This is a genomic window from Lactobacillus sp. M0403, from assembly GCF_016101265.1.
Taxonomy (GTDB): Bacteria; Bacillota; Bacilli; order Lactobacillales; family Lactobacillaceae; genus Lactobacillus; species Lactobacillus apis.
Window position 1 is genome coordinate 415,765 of the sequence record NZ_JACFQV010000001.1, and the last position, 18,638, is coordinate 434,402.

16 protein-coding genes are annotated in these 18,638 nt (G+C 37.5%); 2 read left to right on the top strand and 14 right to left on the bottom strand.

Annotated features, from left to right (window positions below):
* Positions 1–84: 84 nt before the first annotated feature.
* Positions 85–984, bottom strand: coding sequence for a LysR family transcriptional regulator (locus H3T48_RS01810; RefSeq protein WP_198188081.1), 900 nt, complete (start codon positions 982–984; stop codon positions 85–87).
* Between the two features lie 101 nt (positions 985–1,085).
* On the opposite strand from H3T48_RS01810, the gene H3T48_RS01815 reads away from it, so the two are divergent.
* The gene (locus tag H3T48_RS01815; protein ID WP_198188083.1) at positions 1,086–2,528 is read left to right on the top strand and encodes an FAD-dependent oxidoreductase; all 1,443 of its coding nucleotides are present in this window, start codon (positions 1,086–1,088) and stop codon (positions 2,526–2,528) included.
* A 67-nt stretch (positions 2,529–2,595) separates the two neighbouring features.
* Here the strand turns inward: H3T48_RS01815 and H3T48_RS01820 are convergent, their stop codons facing one another.
* From H3T48_RS01820 to H3T48_RS01830, 3 genes are read right to left on the bottom strand one after another with little or no spacing between them, the layout of a single operon-like run.
* Positions 2,596–3,852 (bottom strand): MFS transporter, encoded by a 1,257-nt coding sequence (locus H3T48_RS01820; protein ID WP_198188085.1) that lies wholly within the window; start codon positions 3,850–3,852, stop codon positions 2,596–2,598.
* A 21-nt stretch (positions 3,853–3,873) separates the two neighbouring features.
* Positions 3,874–5,355, bottom strand: a complete 1,482-nt coding sequence (locus tag H3T48_RS01825; protein WP_198188087.1) for an FAD-binding protein — start codon at positions 5,353–5,355, stop codon at positions 3,874–3,876.
* A 10-nt stretch (positions 5,356–5,365) separates the two neighbouring features.
* Positions 5,366–6,619, bottom strand: coding sequence for an MFS transporter (locus tag H3T48_RS01830; RefSeq protein ID WP_074426225.1), 1,254 nt, complete (start codon positions 6,617–6,619; stop codon positions 5,366–5,368).
* A 128-nt stretch (positions 6,620–6,747) separates the two neighbouring features.
* Here H3T48_RS01830 and H3T48_RS01835 point away from each other — a divergent pair, with 128 nt between their 5' ends.
* Positions 6,748–7,665, top strand: coding sequence for a LysR family transcriptional regulator (locus H3T48_RS01835; protein ID WP_074426224.1), 918 nt, complete (start codon positions 6,748–6,750; stop codon positions 7,663–7,665).
* Between the two features lie 159 nt (positions 7,666–7,824).
* Here H3T48_RS01835 and H3T48_RS01840 read toward each other — a convergent pair whose 3' ends face one another.
* From H3T48_RS01840 to H3T48_RS01885, 10 genes are all read right to left on the bottom strand, one after another.
* A complete protein-coding gene (locus H3T48_RS01840) occupies positions 7,825–9,528 on the bottom strand; it encodes an adenine deaminase C-terminal domain-containing protein (protein ID WP_198188090.1) in 1,704 nt (567 codons plus the stop codon).
* 54 nt (positions 9,529–9,582) lie between these two features.
* Positions 9,583–10,635, bottom strand: a complete 1,053-nt coding sequence (locus H3T48_RS01845) for an ABC transporter substrate-binding protein (protein WP_198188091.1) — start codon at positions 10,633–10,635, stop codon at positions 9,583–9,585.
* 25 nt (positions 10,636–10,660) lie between these two features.
* A complete protein-coding gene (locus H3T48_RS01850; RefSeq protein WP_198188093.1) occupies positions 10,661–11,701 on the bottom strand; it encodes an ABC transporter ATP-binding protein in 1,041 nt (346 codons plus the stop codon).
* Positions 11,702–11,712: 11 nt separating this feature from the next.
* Positions 11,713–12,501, bottom strand: coding sequence for an ABC transporter permease (locus H3T48_RS01855; RefSeq protein ID WP_198183488.1), 789 nt, complete (start codon positions 12,499–12,501; stop codon positions 11,713–11,715).
* Positions 12,494–13,324, bottom strand: a complete 831-nt coding sequence (locus tag H3T48_RS01860) for an ABC transporter permease (RefSeq protein ID WP_198188095.1) — start codon at positions 13,322–13,324, stop codon at positions 12,494–12,496. Before H3T48_RS01860 ends, H3T48_RS01855 begins: the two co-directional genes overlap by 8 nt.
* Before the next feature lie 201 nt (positions 13,325–13,525).
* On the bottom strand, positions 13,526–14,587 hold the full coding sequence (locus H3T48_RS01865) for an aspartate-semialdehyde dehydrogenase (RefSeq protein ID WP_198188098.1): 1,062 nt from the start codon (positions 14,585–14,587) through the stop codon (positions 13,526–13,528).
* Positions 14,584–15,774 (bottom strand): aminotransferase class I/II-fold pyridoxal phosphate-dependent enzyme, encoded by a 1,191-nt coding sequence (locus tag H3T48_RS01870; protein ID WP_122036279.1) that lies wholly within the window; start codon positions 15,772–15,774, stop codon positions 14,584–14,586. The genes H3T48_RS01865 and H3T48_RS01870 overlap by 4 nt, the downstream gene beginning before the upstream one ends.
* A 10-nt stretch (positions 15,775–15,784) precedes the next feature.
* Positions 15,785–16,549 carry a 4-hydroxy-tetrahydrodipicolinate reductase gene (dapB, locus tag H3T48_RS01875; RefSeq protein ID WP_198188099.1) on the bottom strand — a complete coding sequence of 255 codons (765 nt, stop codon included), beginning with the start codon at positions 16,547–16,549 and terminating at the stop codon, positions 15,785–15,787.
* The gene (gene dapA / locus H3T48_RS01880; RefSeq protein WP_198188101.1) at positions 16,549–17,472 is read right to left on the bottom strand and encodes a 4-hydroxy-tetrahydrodipicolinate synthase; all 924 of its coding nucleotides are present in this window, start codon (positions 17,470–17,472) and stop codon (positions 16,549–16,551) included. The genes dapB and dapA overlap by 1 nt, the downstream gene beginning before the upstream one ends.
* Positions 17,473–17,497: 25 nt before the next feature.
* The gene (locus H3T48_RS01885; RefSeq protein WP_198188103.1) at positions 17,498–18,637 is read right to left on the bottom strand and encodes an N-acetyldiaminopimelate deacetylase; all 1,140 of its coding nucleotides are present in this window, start codon (positions 18,635–18,637) and stop codon (positions 17,498–17,500) included.
* Position 18,638 lies beyond the last annotated feature (1 nt).

The window sequence follows — 18,638 nt, forward strand, 5'->3', positions numbered from 1 at the left end:
CATTACATAATCTTATCACTATGTTAGCGGTTTTATAGAAACTGTTCAAGTTAGAATATCAAAGTCACCAATACCTAAACAGCTTTATTTAGGCAGTATATTAGTGGGTACTATTTCTTTTAGTATGGCTATGATTCTTTGAAACAACGTATCATTCTCTTTATGCATCGGATATGCCACTCCATAGGAAAAAGGATCACTATAGTTTAAATAAGAGTATTTAAATCCCTTTTTATTAAGGTCAACTACAAAATTAGGCATAATTGCAACTTGATTTACTGAAGCTGAAATATAATCGTACATCAAAAAATAATTATCAACTGTTTTAATATTTTCTGCATTAAGTTTTTGGCATAGCACTTGATTAAGGTGGTAAATACTTGGATATGAGCGATCAGTAAAGGGAACTAATACACAAGTGTTTTTCAGTTCAGTAATACTCACCTTTTTGCCAAAATCAAAGTTAGCATTTGCGTTATACATTAAGACAAACTCACCAGAAATTAGAGAAACAAAATTCAGTCCTGAAGCACTCTTAATAATATCATCGGAAAGAATAGCAATATCAACCTTGCCATCTGTTAGTTGAGAAACATAATCACCTAAGTAATTAACTGTAAAGTCAAAACTGGTTGGTTTACATTGCCTTATCAAAGTAGGTAGAAAGGCCCGCTCAAAAGGCGAATAATCCAGACCTATATTCACGTTGCCAAACAATTCCTTTTGATGCGATTTAGTGATATTTAAAATTGCATTATCCTTTTCTTTAAGAATATTAACTGCAACTTGATAAAAATACTCACCATCTAAAGTTAAAGCAATCTTATGAGGGTTTCTGACAAGTAAACGGGTCTTAAGTTCTTTTTCCAAATCGTTAAGGTTTTTGGAAATTGCTGATTGTGAGAAATTAAGTTTGCGTGCTGCTGTCGTAAAACTTAGGTTATCAGCAACGTAAATAAAACAGCGAAGTTGTGTGAAATTCATTTTATTATTCCTTTTAGTAATAGCATATTCTAATTTTTAAAAACCAACTTATTTCCCAGGGAATACTATTAATGTGTAATAGTAGAAAGGAAAAAAGCAAAATGACAGATAATTATGATGTTGTAGTTATTGGTGGAGGTTTGTCCGGCTTTGCAGCAGCAACAGAGGCAGCAGATAAAAACCTTAAAACATTACTTGTCGAAAAAGGTAGAACTACCGGTGGAACTGGCAATTATGTTGAAGGTGTTTTTGCAGTTCAATCCAAAATGCAAAAGCAGGCAGGGATCGATATCACACCAGAAAGTATTCTCCAAGCTGAATTAGATTATTCACATTATGAAGCCAACGGCTTAATTTGGAAAAAGTACATTGAACATTCAGCAGAAAATATCGAGTGGCTGGAAAAGCATGGAGTAAAATTTAAAGACGTCGTTAATATGGGGACCGGTTTTGCGACTTGGCATCTTTTTGAAGGATATGGTGATAAAGCTATCCATGATGGTTTGGAACCTTATATTAAATCTAAAGGAGTGGAAATTAAGACGCTCACACGTGCAGAAGGACTAACTACTACTTCTTCTGGAAGCTTTCAGCTTAATCTAATTAATGTTACCGACAATTCGACTCAGACGATTAGTGCTAAAGACGTCATTTTGGCAACAGGAGGTTATCTAAACAATCCTGAGTTAATGGCCAATGCGCATAAGTATAATCCTCAAAAAATTGTGGCCGTAAATTCTGGAAAAAGCACTGGCGATGGCTTACAAATGGCCTGGTCAGTGGGTGCACGAAAGTTCTTTACCGGAATGACAATGAATTTTGGTGGCCAAATTTATGATAAAACTAATCAGGTACCAGCCTACGAACTCTCTGACTGGAATCTTGGTAGCGCAGTGTGTGATGAGCCAGTTTTATGGATTAATGAAAACGGTGATCGTTTTGTTAATGAATATGACTGCGTGACCAATTGGGCCAATGAAGGGAACTCAATGCTACGTCAAGATCGGGTTTTTGCTATTTTTGATCAAAAAACGATTGATGACTTCACCGAAAAGAGTTTTCCGTTAGATTTACATCCCTTTTATGAATTACCTAATTACCCTAATTTGAAAAAAGAAATTAAGGTTGCCTTGGACAAGAAGCTTAGTTTCATTACTGTAAGTGATTCTCTAGCAGACCTTGCTGAAAAGATTTCAGCTCCTAATCTTGTTGAAAGCATTAATAAGTACAATAAGATGGCAGCTACTGAATTAGATACTGATTTTGGTAAACCTGCAAAATACTTATTACCAATTACTCAGGGGCCATTCTATGCATTAGAAATGGAAGTTGGTGCTTTTACGACGGGTGATGGGCTGAAAGTTAACGTCAACAATGAAGTTATTGACAACGATGGACATGAAATAAAGCATCTATATGCAATTGGAAGTGACGGCTCTGGAGTCATCTATGGCGACACATATGGTGTTGAAGTTAGTGGAACTCATGCAGGCTACTGTATTTACTCAGCTAGAAATGCTGTTGATAATATAGTAAATGCGTAGCAGGAGCTTTAAATTTACCATTAACAAAAAGGGGTGCTCAGTAATTAGCTGGGCAGCCCCTTTTCTTCTATTTATTTTTAACTTTGCAATAACCATATGCTAGCATTATTAGCATTAATACTAATAAGCCTATTCCTAACATAAAGACAAAATTCCAATTCAATGATAATTCATAAACTAGACTAACTGCCGGCACTGCAAATGCACCCACCAAATAAGTAATCGAATTAATATACGAATAGCCCTTAGCAAAATTTGTTCCTAGAATGTCCTTAGCAAAAATCTGTTCACCGGGTCCATAAATATCTGTTAGAATATCCGCACCGATTGCACTAATAAGTGCAAAGGCTTCTATATGCTTATTTGTTGCCAAGATTAAAAGAGGAAAAGTGCATAACCCCAAAAAAGTCCATACTGGGAGAGCTTTCTTACCACCAAATTTTTCAGTAGTTATTGCAAACAAGGGTGTAATTAAAATATCAACACCTGTCATAATTGTTTCCATTAATCCGCCTACTGTAGCTCCAAAACCGACTTTAACTGCATAGGTTGGAAAAAGTTGACTCATATTAGAAGCAAAAGTAATTGCTATGAAAAAGATTAGTGTAATTATAAACGGTCGCGAAAAAATTATCTTTTTTGGATCTACTTTTTTGGCCAGATACCCCTTATCTGTTTTCCCTGTTTCATCATCACTTAGCCCATAAGGCTTCAATCCAATCATTTGTGGACTTGCTTTCATTAACAGTGCACATGGCACTCCTAATATTAGCGTCATCCAGGCAAGAATTAGCATTGTTTGTCTCCAACCACAAATATTGATGAGATAAGTTATCAGTGGTGTCATAATCAACAAATAAATAGTCGAAACAAATGACCCCATTGTAAAAGCAAAATTTTTTCTTTTAGCAAACCAATTATTAAGAACTATACCTTGGACTACAGTTCCACAAGTAGCACTACAAATTCCTACAACAATCGCAAGTAAGTATAACTCCCAAATTCGATTAATTTTTGAAAAGAGCCATATGCTTATAGTGCCAACTATAACGGCAGTAAGGGTGATTTTGCTCAAACTAATTCGGTCAATTACTCGATTAATTATTGGTAGCATTGCTGAAATTGAAAAGCTAATTAATGTGTAATACAGCGCTACTATTGACATTCTGCTATTCAAAGATTCTACTAATGGATTTAAAAACAAACTAAATAGTAAAGTGTAAGTATACTCAAGTAAGCTCATCAGCAGTCCAGATCCCAAGACAATTAACCACGGATAAATCCTAGCTAATTTGGACTCCCTAATGTTTTTTCCAATAAACATTGTTTAAAATTAAACAACTAATTATAAAGCGGCTTGTTGTCCAGCTAGTCTGCCAAAAGTTTGAGCATGACTAGCAGTTAAGCCTGGAACATGATCTGGATATGACCCCCAGAAAAATCCACCGCTAGCATTACCTGCAGCGTACAAATGTGGAATTGCGTTTCCTTGTGTATTAAGTACTTGCATTTTTGTGTTTACTCTAAGACCATCCAATGTCGCTAATAAGCGTCCACCATACACAGCACCATAATATGAACCTTCTGTAAGTGGCAGAAGTCTAAAGCTCTCTTTACCAAACTCTGTATCCTTCCCCTGAGCACACATCTTATTATAGTTATCTACACTGTTTTTTAGATTTTCAACTGGTAAGTTTAGCTTCTTAGCCAGTTCTTCAACTGTATCTGCTTTTTGAACAAAGCCTTCTTTTATTCTAGTGTTTATTTCTTCTTTGTTTTCATCGGTATTATAAAAACCTGGCCAATTCAATCGTGCACAGCCTAAAGTATGGAACTGTTCTAAATTATCCATTGTTGCATCATTCCAAATCGCTACTTGCAAATAGCCTGGTTGCTTAGTTGCTCTATTCATATCAAATTCATAAGGAGCACTTTCGTTACCTACGCGGTCACCATTTAAGTTCAATTTCAAAAGTGGGTAGCTTCCCATCCAGAAATAACCAATATCTTCCCAAGACTTAACGTAATATTCGTTTGTATTGGTTCCTACTGGCACAGACCCGCGATCAAAAATGATTTCAGCTGGTTCTTCATCACGCCAAGCACCGACTTCAACAGCCGCTAATTGACCAGAACCATCATCACGTGGACTATCGGAGTAAACATTTTTCTTCAAGCCAAGTGGATTCCATTTTTGCATTAAGGCCTCGTTTGAGCCATATCCTCCAGAACAAATAATGACACCCTTCTTAGCTTTGAACTCTTTTAATTCTGATGTCTTAGTGTTTTTTGTTAATACACCAGTTACAGTACCGTCTTCTGTGATTAGATGCTCTAATTTAGTTTGCCACAAAAATTCTGCACCAAGCTCTTTAGCTTTTTCTACGACCCAGTCTCCATAAAAGACATCCTCATGCTTATCATTGGTAACATCGTGTTCTGTAGGAAAAGCTGTATTAATTAAGGTCTGATAATGTGCGTCTGTTTCAGGATATAAGTGAGCACCATGAGGCTTTAAAACATTGTCTTCAAGCCAATCAACTGTAGAAGCACTATTATTAACCCATGTCCAAAGTAACTTTTGGTCAACGTTATCTTGGGCAAAAGCAGATAAGTAATTGATTAATTGATACTTATCAATTTCAATTCCTGCTTTTTTCTGTGCTTTTGTCCCGACCGCAGCAAGTGATAAGCGATATAAAAAGTTAGTACTTTTCATTTTATCAATTACTAAAACCTTAGCACCTTTTTCAGCAGCTGCACATGCTGCCATGCCACCAGCATTGCTGGCACCAACCACAATTACATCATATTCGTTTGTGTTCATTTTATTTCTCCTAATCTGCTAATCTTTTTGCTCTATTTTCGCCATAAATTACTGCTAACAAAACGACTAACTCGCAAAACGCAACAATTCCAACTACAATGTTCCAATTGTGTGTTGCATCTGCAATATTACTTAAAACTGGTGTAGCAAACGCACTAACAACATAAGTAATAGAACTAGCGTATGAATAGCCTGCATCAAAGTCCTTACCTAAGATATCTTTGGCAAAAACTTGTTCACCTGAGCCCATTACAACTGAAATTGCATCTGCTGGAATGGCTGCGGCTAAAGCCAAAGGAATCATTCTGGTTTGGTTAGCAATAATCATCAAAATTGGTGCCAAAATAGTTAGAAGTAGCCACCATGGAAGTGCCTTTCTTCCGCCAAAGTGGTCAGTTGTTACACCAAATAATGGGGTCATAGCTAAATCAGCTACAGTAATGATGGTTGCAATTAAGCCACCAACATTTGCACCAAAGCCGATTCCTTCAGCAAATGATGGCCAAAGTGATGTCATGTTACCCGCAAATTCATTGAAGCAGAAGAAAATTAGAACTAAGACGAATGATAAAGAGAAGAGCACCTTACTTGTATTCGAGCTATTTCCAGCTTCTGCATCAGCATCATCGTTAATTTGGGCCAACTCAGCCTGGGAGGAGACACCATAAGGCAACAGACCTAATTTAGCTGGCTCAACTTTAGTAAACAAAGAACATGGTATTCCGATAACTAGCATTATGATTGCCAAAATGATGAAAGCTCTCCGCCAACCGTTACTTTGAATTATTTGTGAAGCAACTGGAGTAATAACTGCTAAAAAAATTGTGTTAAAGAAAGCACCTGCTGTAAAAGCAAAGTTTTTTCTTTTAACAAACCAATTATTTATTACTACACCTTGGACAACATAACCACTGAAACCACAGCAAATACCAACAATCGCAGCTAAAATATAAAATGCAATAACACTATTAGCCATTGAAAATAGCCATGTTGAAACTGCTGCAACTACAATGGATCCTAAAAGAATCATTGAAACATTAACTTTGTGAATAAACTTACCAACTAGCGTTGTACCAACGGCTGTTGCCAAAATTAATACGGTATAATAGTAAGAAACTGAGCCCAATTTTCCACCGCCAATTGAGTTAGCTAGTGGTGTTAAAAATAGGCCCATAACTTGTGTAAAGACACCCGCCACGATACCACAAAGTAGTCCTGTAGTGACTATCATTAGCCATGGATATATTTTCTGTTTATTACTCATTTATCCTTTCTCCTTTGTTAATTACTTTTATCACATTTATGTTAGCATTGGGTTAAGCACTTTCATCAGACATTACAGAAAGCAGCTTTTCCATTTTGGAAAAGCTGCTAATTATCTTCAGGTAAATTATGAATACTAATCAAATCAAATACTTTTTATCATTAGTCCGAACTCGAAATATTACACAAACTGCTAATCAACTATTTGTTTCTCCATCAACAGTTTCTAAAAATATACATAAGTTAGAAACCTTTTTGGGTACAAAATTAATCAAGCCTGGTCGACGTGGAATAGAGCTAACAACTAGTGGAGAATTTTTTTACGTTAAAGCCAAAAGAATATATAAAGACATTGATGATACTGTTACGGATATTAAAAATAGCAATTTAAAAGCACTTGAACCTATTACTATAGCCTTTACTGGATCACTGTTTGAAATAGAATTTCTTTCAAAATTTATTCAAGATCTAGATAATAGTTTGCAACCACGAATTAATCTTGAAATTTTTGATCCTAATGATGGTAACGGCATATCAACCTCATTAATTCAGGGTAAATATGATTTTGTCCTATATCAAAACGACTTTTTTATTGATAAAAAAGAAATTACTTTTAAACCTGTTTTTTCGTCTGGCCTTTCTGTTATTGCCTCAAAGAAAAATCCTTTAAGTAAGAAAAAAAACATAGGTATCAAAGACTTATTTAAGCAAGATGTTTACATCTGGAATTCAGTTCCACCTTTGCCTCTCATTAATCATTTTAAATTTGAACTATCATTAAAATATCCGGAATTCAATTTCAAGAGTATTAGTGATGAAGTGGTACTCGAAATTTTTTGTGCCAGTAATCGTTGCTTAGGGATTGTTCCAAGTATTCTTTACGATAAAGTTAATGAAAAACTTGATTTTATTTTGTTAAATTATAAGTTATCGTTTGAAAATGGCATTGCTTATCGAAAGGGCTACGAGCAAAAGCCCTATTTTCAAAAAATTTTTACAGCTTTGAAAAATGCGGAACTAGAAGAAAAGAAAAAGTGGATTGATTAATACCTTTGGCTTAGTTCTTTAAGCTACTATTGCTATAGCTAGAATTTATAATCATTAAAAAAGTGCTTCATAATAATTAGCTTGTGTGTCTAACTATCATGGAGCACTTTAACTTTTGTAAATTATAATCACTCAAATTAGAATTCTAAGTAACTACGCTTATTTAATTTCTTCAAGTAAAGGACACTTTTGCTGACTTTTGACATCAAATAAACCCTTATCTGAAATTTTGAAGCTTGGTGAAACAAGCAGAGACAGCGTTGAGAAGGACATAATCTCGTTAGTATTTTTATATCCTAGTTCTTGCATTGTCTTGCGGATTTTACCTATTTCACTACCGAGCACTTGCATTGGTTGGTCACTAGCAACTCCACCAATTGGTAGCTCAGCATTAGCAACTATTTCTTCACCTTTAGCAGCAATATAACCACCCTGCTGCTCAATTAATTGATGTTGAATTTTAAGCATTGCCTTTGTGTTGGTTCCCATTACCATCAAGTTATGATGATCATGTGCCCAGGTGGCGCCTACTGCACCGTCCTTGAGGATGCCGCGATCAACCAGGCCAACACTATAGCGACCTTTTTCACCGTTATAACGGTCTTGTACAAGAATCATAGCTAGGCCTGCTTTTTGCCATTGAACAATATTATTTTCTACTTCTAACTTAACTTGAATATGATTTGTGAAAGTACCAACTGGGTTAATTTGAATGACATTAGCCAATACGTCGCCATTACTTACCAAGTCTGTTTTGAGCACAAAGTCTTCACTGGTTAATTTAGGAGCATTGATTGAATGACGTAACGCCGGTAAAAACTGGTAATCAGTTTTTGTTTCAATATCTTCAGCATTTATCCCGTTTTTGTAAACTGCTTCAATTGACAAAGTACTTGGATCATCCAAAATAACAAAGTCGGCTACTCTACCAGGGGCAATTGCACCGCGATCCCATAATCCCATATGACGAGCTGGTGTGTATGTTGAAATATAAATTGCTTCTTCTGGTGTCATCCCCATTTCGATTGCTTTTTTAACCAAATGGTTCAAATGACTGTGCAGTAAAGTGTCTGGCATTGAGTCATCTGTCACTAGGGCCACGTGCTCAAAATACTTATGCTCAATAATTGTGTCAATTACTTCTTGGTGCATTGACTTCAGCTGTACTTCAACAAACATCCCGTTACGAATTTTTTCATTAACTAAATCTGCCGTTTGTTGAGTGTGATCAGTAGTGATACCTGCATACAAAACTTTAGCCAAATCTTCACCAGCATATGCTGGAACATGTCCTTCTAATGGTAATGTAGGCTTTTCTTGACGGCAAGTTTTGATAATATCTTTGATTAATGTTTCACGTGGTGATGTCATCCCTTTAAAGTTCATCACCTCACCCAAACAAATAAATCGGGGATCTTTAAGTAGTTCCTGAACTTCTTTGACACCTATCTGGCCACCAGTTGTTTCCATATCTGGATTAGTCGAAGGCACAGACGAAGGAATACCAAAGAAAATATCAATTGGTGCTGGCTCATCAATAAAGTTCTTGAGTCCCTTAATACCAGCAACATTGGTTATTTCATGGTCATCCGCCACAATGGTCGTTGTACCGTATTTTAAAATCGTTTGACCCATAATTGCTGGCGTAGTCATTGAAGAGTCAATGTGCATGTGAGCATCAACAAATCCCGGAATTAAGTACTTACCTTTTAAATCAAGTGTTTTCTTTGCTTCAATTCCTGGCAAATCTGTATTAATCCAATAGAATTTTCCGTCTTTGACTGTTACTTGTGTGTCAACAAATTTACGCAGAAACACATTAAAAATATGGCCGTTTTTAATCAACAGATCAACTTGTGTCATTTTGCCTCCCATAAATAAAGAGCTGGTTTTAGCCAACTCTTTTATTTTTCCTTATTACTGATTCATTATCTTGTTCCACTGACTTATCCACGAAGACATGTGACTATTCACATAGAAGAAATCAATTGTCTTTGCTCTTTTAGCAATGTCACCGTAAGTCTTGTTTGCTGCCTCTGCAGGTGACAATTCAACTTGTGAGTTAACTGGTGCATTGTTAAGTGACTTAGCACCAGCAACTTTTTTCTGGTTTTCTTTACTTAGTCTAAAATCAATGTACTTGTAAGCAGCGTCTGCATTTTTGCTATTCTTTAAAATCGCAATATTGTCATAGTTTGCATAAGTACCTGAAGCTGGCACCATGTACTTCAAACTTGGATTTGTCGCTTTCAACATTCCAACGGCGTAGTCACCAACAACTGCAACAGTGATTTCCCCTGTCTTAAACATATTACTCAAATCTGAACTTTGTGCATAAGTTTTTACAACATTTGGCTTCAACTGTTTCATTGCCTGAAACGCTGCCTTACCATCATCCTTAGTCACATCAACATTAGCATGGTCACCTGCAACATAGAGCATTGCAGGACCAAAAGTTGTTGCAAAATCTGGTACGGCAATCTTACCCTTTAGTTTCTTTGACCATAAGTCATTCCAATCTTTGATTTGAACTTTCTTTGGATTGTAAATGATCCCTAAACTATTAACAGTGTATGGCACAGTATTAGTCTGTTTAGCTAGCTTTTGTTGATCGCTCGATAAATACTTAAAGTTTTTAATTTTTGAAAAATCTAACTTTTTAAACAGTTTCTTTTTAGAACCTGTAATCGCATTATTTTGTGCTAACTCAATCACGTCAACTGTTGAATTAGGGTTGTGTTCTATCTGCGTTAAACGAGTTGAACTATCACCAAATTGCGTAGAAACTTTCACATTATTTTTCTTAGCATAAGGATCAAGAACATCCGAACGCATTTGCTTCGTTGATAAACCAAAGGTTGATACAACCAATTTACCACTATTTGTACTAGATGAACAAGCCGTGGTTACAATAGCAGTTCCGGCAACGATAAAGCTGGCAGCTGCCAAGCAAGCTTTTTTGAATTTCATAATAATAAAAAACCTTCCTGAATATCTACTCTGACAATGGATGAAGATGCTTAGCTGGGAGTGTGAGTTTGACCTCATCCCCTGAACTGCGCATCTTCTGTCTTGCTTCCTCAACTTGGAAGTCACCCAATTCTGAATGAATAGTGTATTTAAAACTTTGTCCCAAATATTCACGACCAGTAATCGTACCAGTCAAAGTGTTTTCGGTACTATCTGCGTTCAATTGAATGTTTTCGGGGCGAATGGTAAGAACTTTTGCATTCTCATTATTTTCTTCAGTTGTTAATCTCATGCCCTTGACTGCAATATGATAACTATCCTCACGGTTGTCTGCATTAACTGGAATAAAGTTGTCGTAACCAATAAACCGAGCCACATACTCAGTACGCGGATGATGAAAAATATTTTCGGGACGGTCAAATTGTTCGATTCGTCCTTGATTCATAATTAAAACTTTGTCAGAAATTGCAAAACATTCTTGTTGATCATGTGTGACAAAAAGAACTGTCATCTTCATTTCTTGCTGTAATTTACGAATCTCTTCACGCATTTTTAAACGCAATTTAGCATCAAGGTTACTTAATGGCTCATCCATCAATAGCATCTCTGGATTGGTAACTAGCGCCCTTGCCAAGGAAACTCGTTGTTGCTGTCCTCCAGAAAGTTGTGCCGGAAATTGACTTGCTAGGTCGCTTAAACCCGTCATTTCAAGTATTCCGGTCACTTTTTCGTTAATTTCCTGCTTTGGTAATTTGTGCATTTTTAAGCCAAACGCCACATTATCGAAAACACTTAAATGTGGAAATAAGGCATAACTTTGGAACACCATCCCAAAGTTGCGTTTATACACAGGTGTTTTGGTAATGTCTTTACCATTAACTAAAATTTGTCCTGCAGTTTCTTGAATTAGACCCGCAATTATTCTTAAAGTTGTAGTTTTTCCACAACCAGACGGCCCCAAAATTGAAACCAATTCACCATTTTCAATTGTAAAAGATATATCCTGCAAAACTTTAGTTTTACCATCATATGATTTTGCTAAATTTTTTACTTCTAAATTTGCCACACTCAAAACCCCTATTTAGTAATATTGCTAATGCCAATTACTTTTTCAACTAAGAACATCATTAGCGCTGTAAAGACCATTAAAACAACTGAAATTGCAGAAACAGTTGGATCATAATTGTTTTGCAAATAGTTTAGAATTGCTGGTGGCAGCATCGTAAGCGATGGCCCATTCATGAATAATGAAATTGGAATATTATTGAACGAATTGATGAAGCACATCATAAAGGCCGCAATGATACTAGACTTAATATTAGGTAAAACAATCAAAAAGAATGCTTTTTTAGGTGAACAGCCGCAGACCCAACTTGCTTCCTCAATATGACTGTCCATCATCAACATACTGGCTGTGATTAGCCGGATGACATACGGTAAGCACAGGAGAAAGTGACCAATAATTAAGCTGATAAAAACTGGCAATTTAAAGGTAATAACAGCCGTTTGATACAGCGCAAAGCCAATTACAATTTCAGGAATTAAAGTCGGACTTAGAAAAAATGATTGGAACCAAGCCGCATGTTGCAGATTATAGCGTGTTAAAGCATATACAGCAGGAATGCCAATAATCAAGGCTAAAAAGCTGGCGATTAGTGCCACCAATAGGCTTGACTCAAAGCCAGTAATAAAATCAGGTTGCTGAAAAATATTGCTATACCACGAAAGGGTAAAACCTGTGATTGGTAAGGAAATCGAGCTTTGATTATTAAATGAAGTTATAACCACTAGAATCAGTGGCAACATAATCAACGCCAGAATAATAAGTGAAATAATGGTTAACGTTTTATTTTTACGATTAAGCATTAGTCATCCTCCGGTCTAGGCGATAGCTTAACCGCTTCATGAGCCACATCGAAAGAGCTGAGATAACGATTAAGATCAAGGCAATTACACTGGCATTTTGCCAATTTCCTAATGTCATGGCCTGTTGATAAATTAAAGTAGCCATCACCAAATGACGATTACCACCAAGGATTTGTGGTGTAGTATATGCTGTCATTGTGCCGGCAAAAACCAGAATACATCCCGTTAAAATGCTTGTAGCAAGTTGAGGAATAATAACCTTGAATAAAGTGTGCCATGGGCTGGAGCCCAAAACAGCAGCAGCCTCTTCAATTTCGACATTTAATTCTGCAACACTACCAATCAAAGTATTAATCATGATTGGCAAAAACAGATAAACCGAGCCAATAATAATCGACGTATTGGTATATAGAATGTTTAGCGGTGCTTTTATTAAATGGAGTGAAAGCAATAATTTGTTAATTATGCCATCACGACCCAAGATAATAATCCAAGCAAAGTTTCTAACAACAGCGTTAGTTAACATTGGAAAGAGAATTAGTAAGTTTAGTACCTGTCTAACTGTCTTTTTCTGTCTTCCAATCCATAACGAGATGGGTAATCCAAGAATCAAAACAATAATCACTGTTAAAACTGCAATCAAAAATGTTCTTCCGATTACTGTCCAGTTATAAGAGCTTTTAAGAAACTGTGTATAAAGCGCAAAAAAACCTGCTCGACTCTGGAATGTTGGAATTGCGATTTCAATTAATGGAAAAAAGGTAAAAACCAAGACGCCAAAGAATGCAGGTATTAGTAACCAAACTGCGGTTTTCCGATTCATATATTACCTCCGATTGATTCTAGATTATCTATTTTTCAGCATTCTGTCAAGATAAAATACGAATATATTTATTTATATAGCTTTTAAAAGTTTGTATTTTGTTTCAGCTTGGTTTTATATAAAATAAAAATATATATGTATAACCATTAAAAACGAACAATAAAAAGCCACAAGGTTTTCCTGTGGCTTTTTGATAAATGTTTAATTTGTTTGATGTACTAGGTTATCGCGTACAAGACACTCTGCAATTTCGACTGTGTTGCTAGCTGCACCACGCAATAGGTTGTCCGCAACAACCCACATCTGAAAGGCACCATCATTTTCTTGATCTTGGCGAATACGCCCAACAAAGGTTTCTCGTTTACCAGCTGCTAAAAGTGGCTGCGGGTAAACTTGTTTGCTAGGATCATCTTGCAAAACTAAACCGGATGTTTTAGCAATCTCTTCTTGTATTTCAGCAGTAGTTGCCGACGAATCCTTTACAACAAAATAAACTGTTTCACCGTGACCAATTTCAATTGGAACTCTCACACAAGTTGCGGTTACTTTAATTTCACCCGCATTTTGATCATTAAGCAAAATCTTTTTAGTTTCATGAATCATTTTCCACTCTTCATGCGTGTAACCATCATCTTCAAACACATCAATCTGCGGCAGCAAATTAAATGCCATTGGATAATGGCGCTTATCCGCTGCAGTCGGCAAAATTTCAGCTTTCAAGTCTTGGTGATTCAGTCTTGCCTGAGCTTGGTTCAGCATTTCATCCCACGCCGCTTTTCCAGCACCTGAAACTGCTTGATAGGTTGAAACAATAATCTGCTTAATTCCCCACCGCTGATAAATCGGATAAAGAGCTGCAACCATCTGAATGGTTGAACAGTTCGGATTGGCAATAATACCATGATGATTAGCTAGTTCCTTATCATTAACTCCGGGAACAACTAGTGGCACGTCATCTTCCATTCTATAAGCACTCGTGTTATCAACGCAAACTGCACCACGTTTAACGGCCTCTGGTAGCAGCTTTTTTGAAACTGCGCCACCAGCAGATGATAAAACAAGATCTACACCATTAAATGAATCCGGTTGGGCTTCTTCAACTGTAATTTCTTGATTTTTGAATTTTAACTTTTTACCTGCTGAACGTTTTGACGCTAATAGTTTTAGTTTTTTAACCGGTATACTGGATTGTTCAAGCTCACTAATCAGCCGCTGACCAACTGCACCGGTTGCACCCAGTATTGCAACAACATATTCTCTCATTGATGATCATCCTTTTCTGCCAAAAATCGTTTTATTCGTGCCATTGCTTCATGCAAGTCCTCATCACTAGCAGCATATGAAAAGCGAATATAGCCCTGTCCACCATCTCCAAAAGCACTTCCTGGTGTACCACCAACTTTCGCCTCATGCGCTAAATCTAATGCAAAGGCTTCATCATCTGTTCCATATTCTTCAGGAATTTTGGCAAAAACGTAAAATGCCCCTTCACTAACCATCGTCTTTAATCCCATCTCGTTAAGTGCATCAACGATATAGTCACGCCTTTTATGATAAATTTGACGTGATTCAATTGGGTCTTCATCACCGTTTTCTAATGCTTCACAGGCAGCTGCCTGAGCCGGATTAGATGGTGCAGTAACCAAAAAGGCATGCATTTTGGCAATCAAGCTAATATATTCTGTTGGTCCTACAATGTATCCAATTCGGTAGCCAGTCATTGCGTGTGACTTTGACAAACCATTGATTACTAGGGTCCGTTCAGGAATATAGCGCGCAATTGAGATGTGTTCAAAGTCATAAGTCAATTCGCCGTATATTTCATCAGAAATTACGTATAAGTGATGTTTTTCAATGATTTGTGCTAACTGCTTTAACACTTCTTCTGAACATTCACGACCAGTTGGATTAGTCGGATAATTGAGAATAATTGCCTTCGCCTGCGGATGGCTTTGTAAAGTCTGCTCTAAGGCCTCAGGCGTCAGGACAAAGTCCGTATCCGCTGTATTAATTGCAACTAAATCTGCTTTTACATATTGAAGCAGTGGGAAGTACAAGGCATATGAAGGCGTAGGAACAATAATTTGGTCTCCTGGCTGAATTAACGACAGCATTGCTGCAGCAATTGCTTCAGTCGCCCCTACCGTTACAACGATCTCATTTTCCGGATCATATGAAATATTTTGCTTCCGCTTTAGAAAGTCACTAATCGCTTGGCGAAGTCTCAAAGTTCCTTTTTGTGCTGAATAATGGGAGTCATTGTCTAAAATGCTCTGAGCTGCCGCTTTTTTGACGTGCTCTGGCGTATTTAAATCTGGCTCTCCTAATGTCAACTTAATTAAATCTGGTATATCATCAACCTTTTGCGCAAATGCACGGATACCTGAAGCTGGAATTTGAGTCAGCGGAACACTTGTAGTTGGGGTTAAATCTGAAGCTAAATGTGGCATTTTTTCCTCCTTATATTGATAGAATTTTTTCCAAACCAACAACCAGTTTGGATAAGCTCATCACTTGATCGAGTGCAACTTTTACACCTTGCATAAAAGATGATCGATCAAATGAATCTTGTCTAATGGTCAAGGCCTCACCAGGTCCGCCAAAAAGAACCTGTTCGTGGGCAACATAACCTGGCAAGCGGACAGCATGGATGGGAACACCATCATAAAGATCTCCGCGAGCTCTTACATCATTGTTAGTATCTATTGAACCTGATCCGCTTCGACCTTCGGCAATCATCTTTGCGGTGTTAATCGCCGTTCCTGAAGGTGCATCAAGCTTATCGGCATGGTGCATTTCGATAATTTCTGCATCTGGAAAGTAACGTGCAGCCTCTTGGGCAAATTTCATTAGTAAGACAGCAGACAGCCCGAAGTTTGGCGCAATAACCCCGCCTAGCTGTTGGTCTTCTGCAATTTTTTGCAGGTCTTCTGTTTGCTCAGTTGTCAGCCCACTTGTACCGACAATTGGTCTCATTTGGTGGTTTAAAGCAAACTTGACGTTTTCAAAAACAGCCTGAGGAGTAGTAAAGTCAATCCAAATATCTGCATTAATTTCAATCTCATCAAGTTGGTCAAAGCACTGGACAGTATTAACAAAATCCCCATCTTTCTTAGCATGCGGTGCTAATACACCAACCAGTTCACAATCTGCTTGTTTTTCAACTAGCTGCACAACTTGCTTTCCCATTGATCCAGTCGCGCCAGCAATAAAAACTCGTTTCATTAATCTACTCCTAGTTCTACTGGTAACTCATGCAGTAATGCCGTTTCCTTTAAGCCCAAATGTAGTGCCAATTGCTTTTTCTCTTCTTCATTTAAAGTAATCATTGGCAAGCGGCATCCCCCTGCTGGTAAGTTTTGTGCATTTAAAACCGCCTTAACTGGAGATGGTGACGGGTACATAAATAATGCAGCCATTTTTGGTGTCAGTTTTCGTTGTAGTGCTCCAGCTGCTTCCACATTACCAGCTTCCAAATCATCATACATTTGGCGCATTGCTTTGCCATAAATATGTGAAGCAACAGAAATTACGCCTCTTGCTCCTAAAGTTTTAGCGCTGAGTGCCTGCGCATCCTCACCGGTATAAACTAAAAAGTCACTTGGCGCATGCTCAACGATATATTCCAAGTCTTCTATTTCTGTACATTGCTTCACGCCAGCAATATTAGGATTAGCTGCCAATTCAACAACAGTTTCCTTAGTGATTTTTACACCCGTACGACCAGGAATATTATAAATCATTAGTGGAACCTTTGATTTTTTGGCAACAGCTTCAAAATGCGCTTTGATTCCACGTTGATTGGGCTTGTTGTAGTATGGCGTAACAACTAAGGCCATATCAATGCCTGAAATTTGACTAACTTCCTCTGTGAAATCGACCGTTTGAGCAGTGTTATTGCTACCTGTACCTGCAATCACTGGTACTCGACCTGCAACTATTTCTGCAAATCGGGTATAAAGCTCGATTTTTTCATCATGGTTCATCGTAGCTGTTTCACCAGTCGTACCACCAATTACAAAACCGCGACTTCCTGTAGCAAGCAAAAGTTCTGTTAATTCTTTTAAACCGGGATAATCAACTTCGCCTTGTTCATTAAATGGTGTGATCAACGCAGTTAGTAAATCAGCGTTAGTAAAATCTGTCATAGTTTTTCCTTTCATTATTAGTCATTTACATGTGCTCTTCGAAAAAGCCGACTATTGCTTTAATCCCTGCCTCAATTGCACTTTCTTGTGGACTGAAAGTAGCGGAATGAAGCTGAGAGTTATCTTCCACGCCAAGCCAGCACATTGTTCCAGGAATTTGGGCAAGTAAATAACCAAAGTCTTCACCTGTCATTGCCGGCTCAGTTTCTTGATACTTAACTGCTGGGTTATTTTTCATGTAGTCAATAAATTCAGCGGTAATCTTAGGATCATTTTCGACCGGCCAATAGCCACCTTGGTTAATTTCAATTTCTGCCCTAGCTGCAAAACTTTGACCGATACCGGCTGTTACTTCACGCAAACGCTTCTCAATTTGTTCAATCATCGTTTGAGTCAAGCCGCGAAGCGTACCTTCCAGGTGTGCATGACCAGCAATTGCATTTCTAATTGTGCCCGCACGAACCTTGCCAATTGTTATCACGCCGCTTTCAATTGGATCGATGCTGCGCGCCACAATTGTCTGAATCTGACTAATTAATGCAGCTGCTGCTACAACCATATCATTTGCACGCTGTGGATATGCAGCGTGACCATCTTGACCATACAGATCAATGTTAATTTCTGCAGCGCCAGCAAATAGTGTTCCGTTGCGGCACCCAATTGTTCCTGCTGGTAAGTCAGGCGTAACATGTAATGCAAAAAATTCATCAGGTCGCCACTCACCAGTAAAAACGTCCTGTTCATATGCTAGTTTGCCACCGTTTTTGCTTTCTTCAGCAGGTTGGAAGAAGAAAAGCAAATTATCTTGTGGTTGATGCTCACTAAAGTAATTCAAAATTCCTAATGCCACTGTCATATGAATATCATGACCACACGCATGCATTTTTCCCTCATTTTTTGAAGAAAATGCTAACCCAGTTTTTTCTTTTACTGGTAGTCCATCAATATCAGCTCGGTAACCAATCGTTTTTTTAGGTTGCTTTCCTTGCACTCTTACCAGTAAGGCAGTTGGCAACTCAGGAACAGTTTTAATCTGTAAAAATTGCTGATCAAATTGTTGAATAACCTTTAATAAATACTGCTTGGTGTCATGCTCTTGCAATGCCACTTCGGGAATTTGATGTAAGTCACGACGAATTTGAATCAGTTGACTAGTAGTTAACATT

Coding starts and splice junctions, on each gene's coding strand:
- H3T48_RS01815 (WP_198188083.1), top strand. CDS start 1,086: ATGACAGATAATTATGATGTTGTAGTTATTGGTGGAGGTTTGTCCGGC.
- H3T48_RS01840 (WP_198188090.1), bottom strand. CDS start 9,528: ATGACACAAGTTGATCTGTTGATTAAAAACGGCCATATTTTTAATGTG.
- H3T48_RS01865 (WP_198188098.1), bottom strand. CDS start 14,587: ATGAGAGAATATGTTGTTGCAATACTGGGTGCAACCGGTGCAGTTGGT.
- H3T48_RS01845 (WP_198188091.1), bottom strand. CDS start 10,635: ATGAAATTCAAAAAAGCTTGCTTGGCAGCTGCCAGCTTTATCGTTGCC.
- H3T48_RS01825 (WP_198188087.1), bottom strand. CDS start 5,355: ATGAACACAAACGAATATGATGTAATTGTGGTTGGTGCCAGCAATGCT.
- H3T48_RS01870 (WP_122036279.1), bottom strand. CDS start 15,774: ATGCCACATTTAGCTTCAGATTTAACCCCAACTACAAGTGTTCCGCTG.
- H3T48_RS01835 (WP_074426224.1), top strand. CDS start 6,748: ATGAATACTAATCAAATCAAATACTTTTTATCATTAGTCCGAACTCGA.
- H3T48_RS01855 (WP_198183488.1), bottom strand. CDS start 12,501: ATGCTTAATCGTAAAAATAAAACGTTAACCATTATTTCACTTATTATT.
- H3T48_RS01820 (WP_198188085.1), bottom strand. CDS start 3,852: ATGTTTATTGGAAAAAACATTAGGGAGTCCAAATTAGCTAGGATTTAT.
- H3T48_RS01810 (WP_198188081.1), bottom strand. CDS start 984: ATGAATTTCACACAACTTCGCTGTTTTATTTACGTTGCTGATAACCTA.
- dapB (WP_198188099.1), bottom strand. CDS start 16,549: ATGAAACGAGTTTTTATTGCTGGCGCGACTGGATCAATGGGAAAGCAA.
- H3T48_RS01885 (WP_198188103.1), bottom strand. CDS start 18,637: ATGTTAACTACTAGTCAACTGATTCAAATTCGTCGTGACTTACATCAA.
- H3T48_RS01860 (WP_198188095.1), bottom strand. CDS start 13,324: ATGAATCGGAAAACCGCAGTTTGGTTACTAATACCTGCATTCTTTGGC.
- H3T48_RS01830 (WP_074426225.1), bottom strand. CDS start 6,619: ATGAGTAATAAACAGAAAATATATCCATGGCTAATGATAGTCACTACA.
- dapA (WP_198188101.1), bottom strand. CDS start 17,472: ATGACAGATTTTACTAACGCTGATTTACTAACTGCGTTGATCACACCA.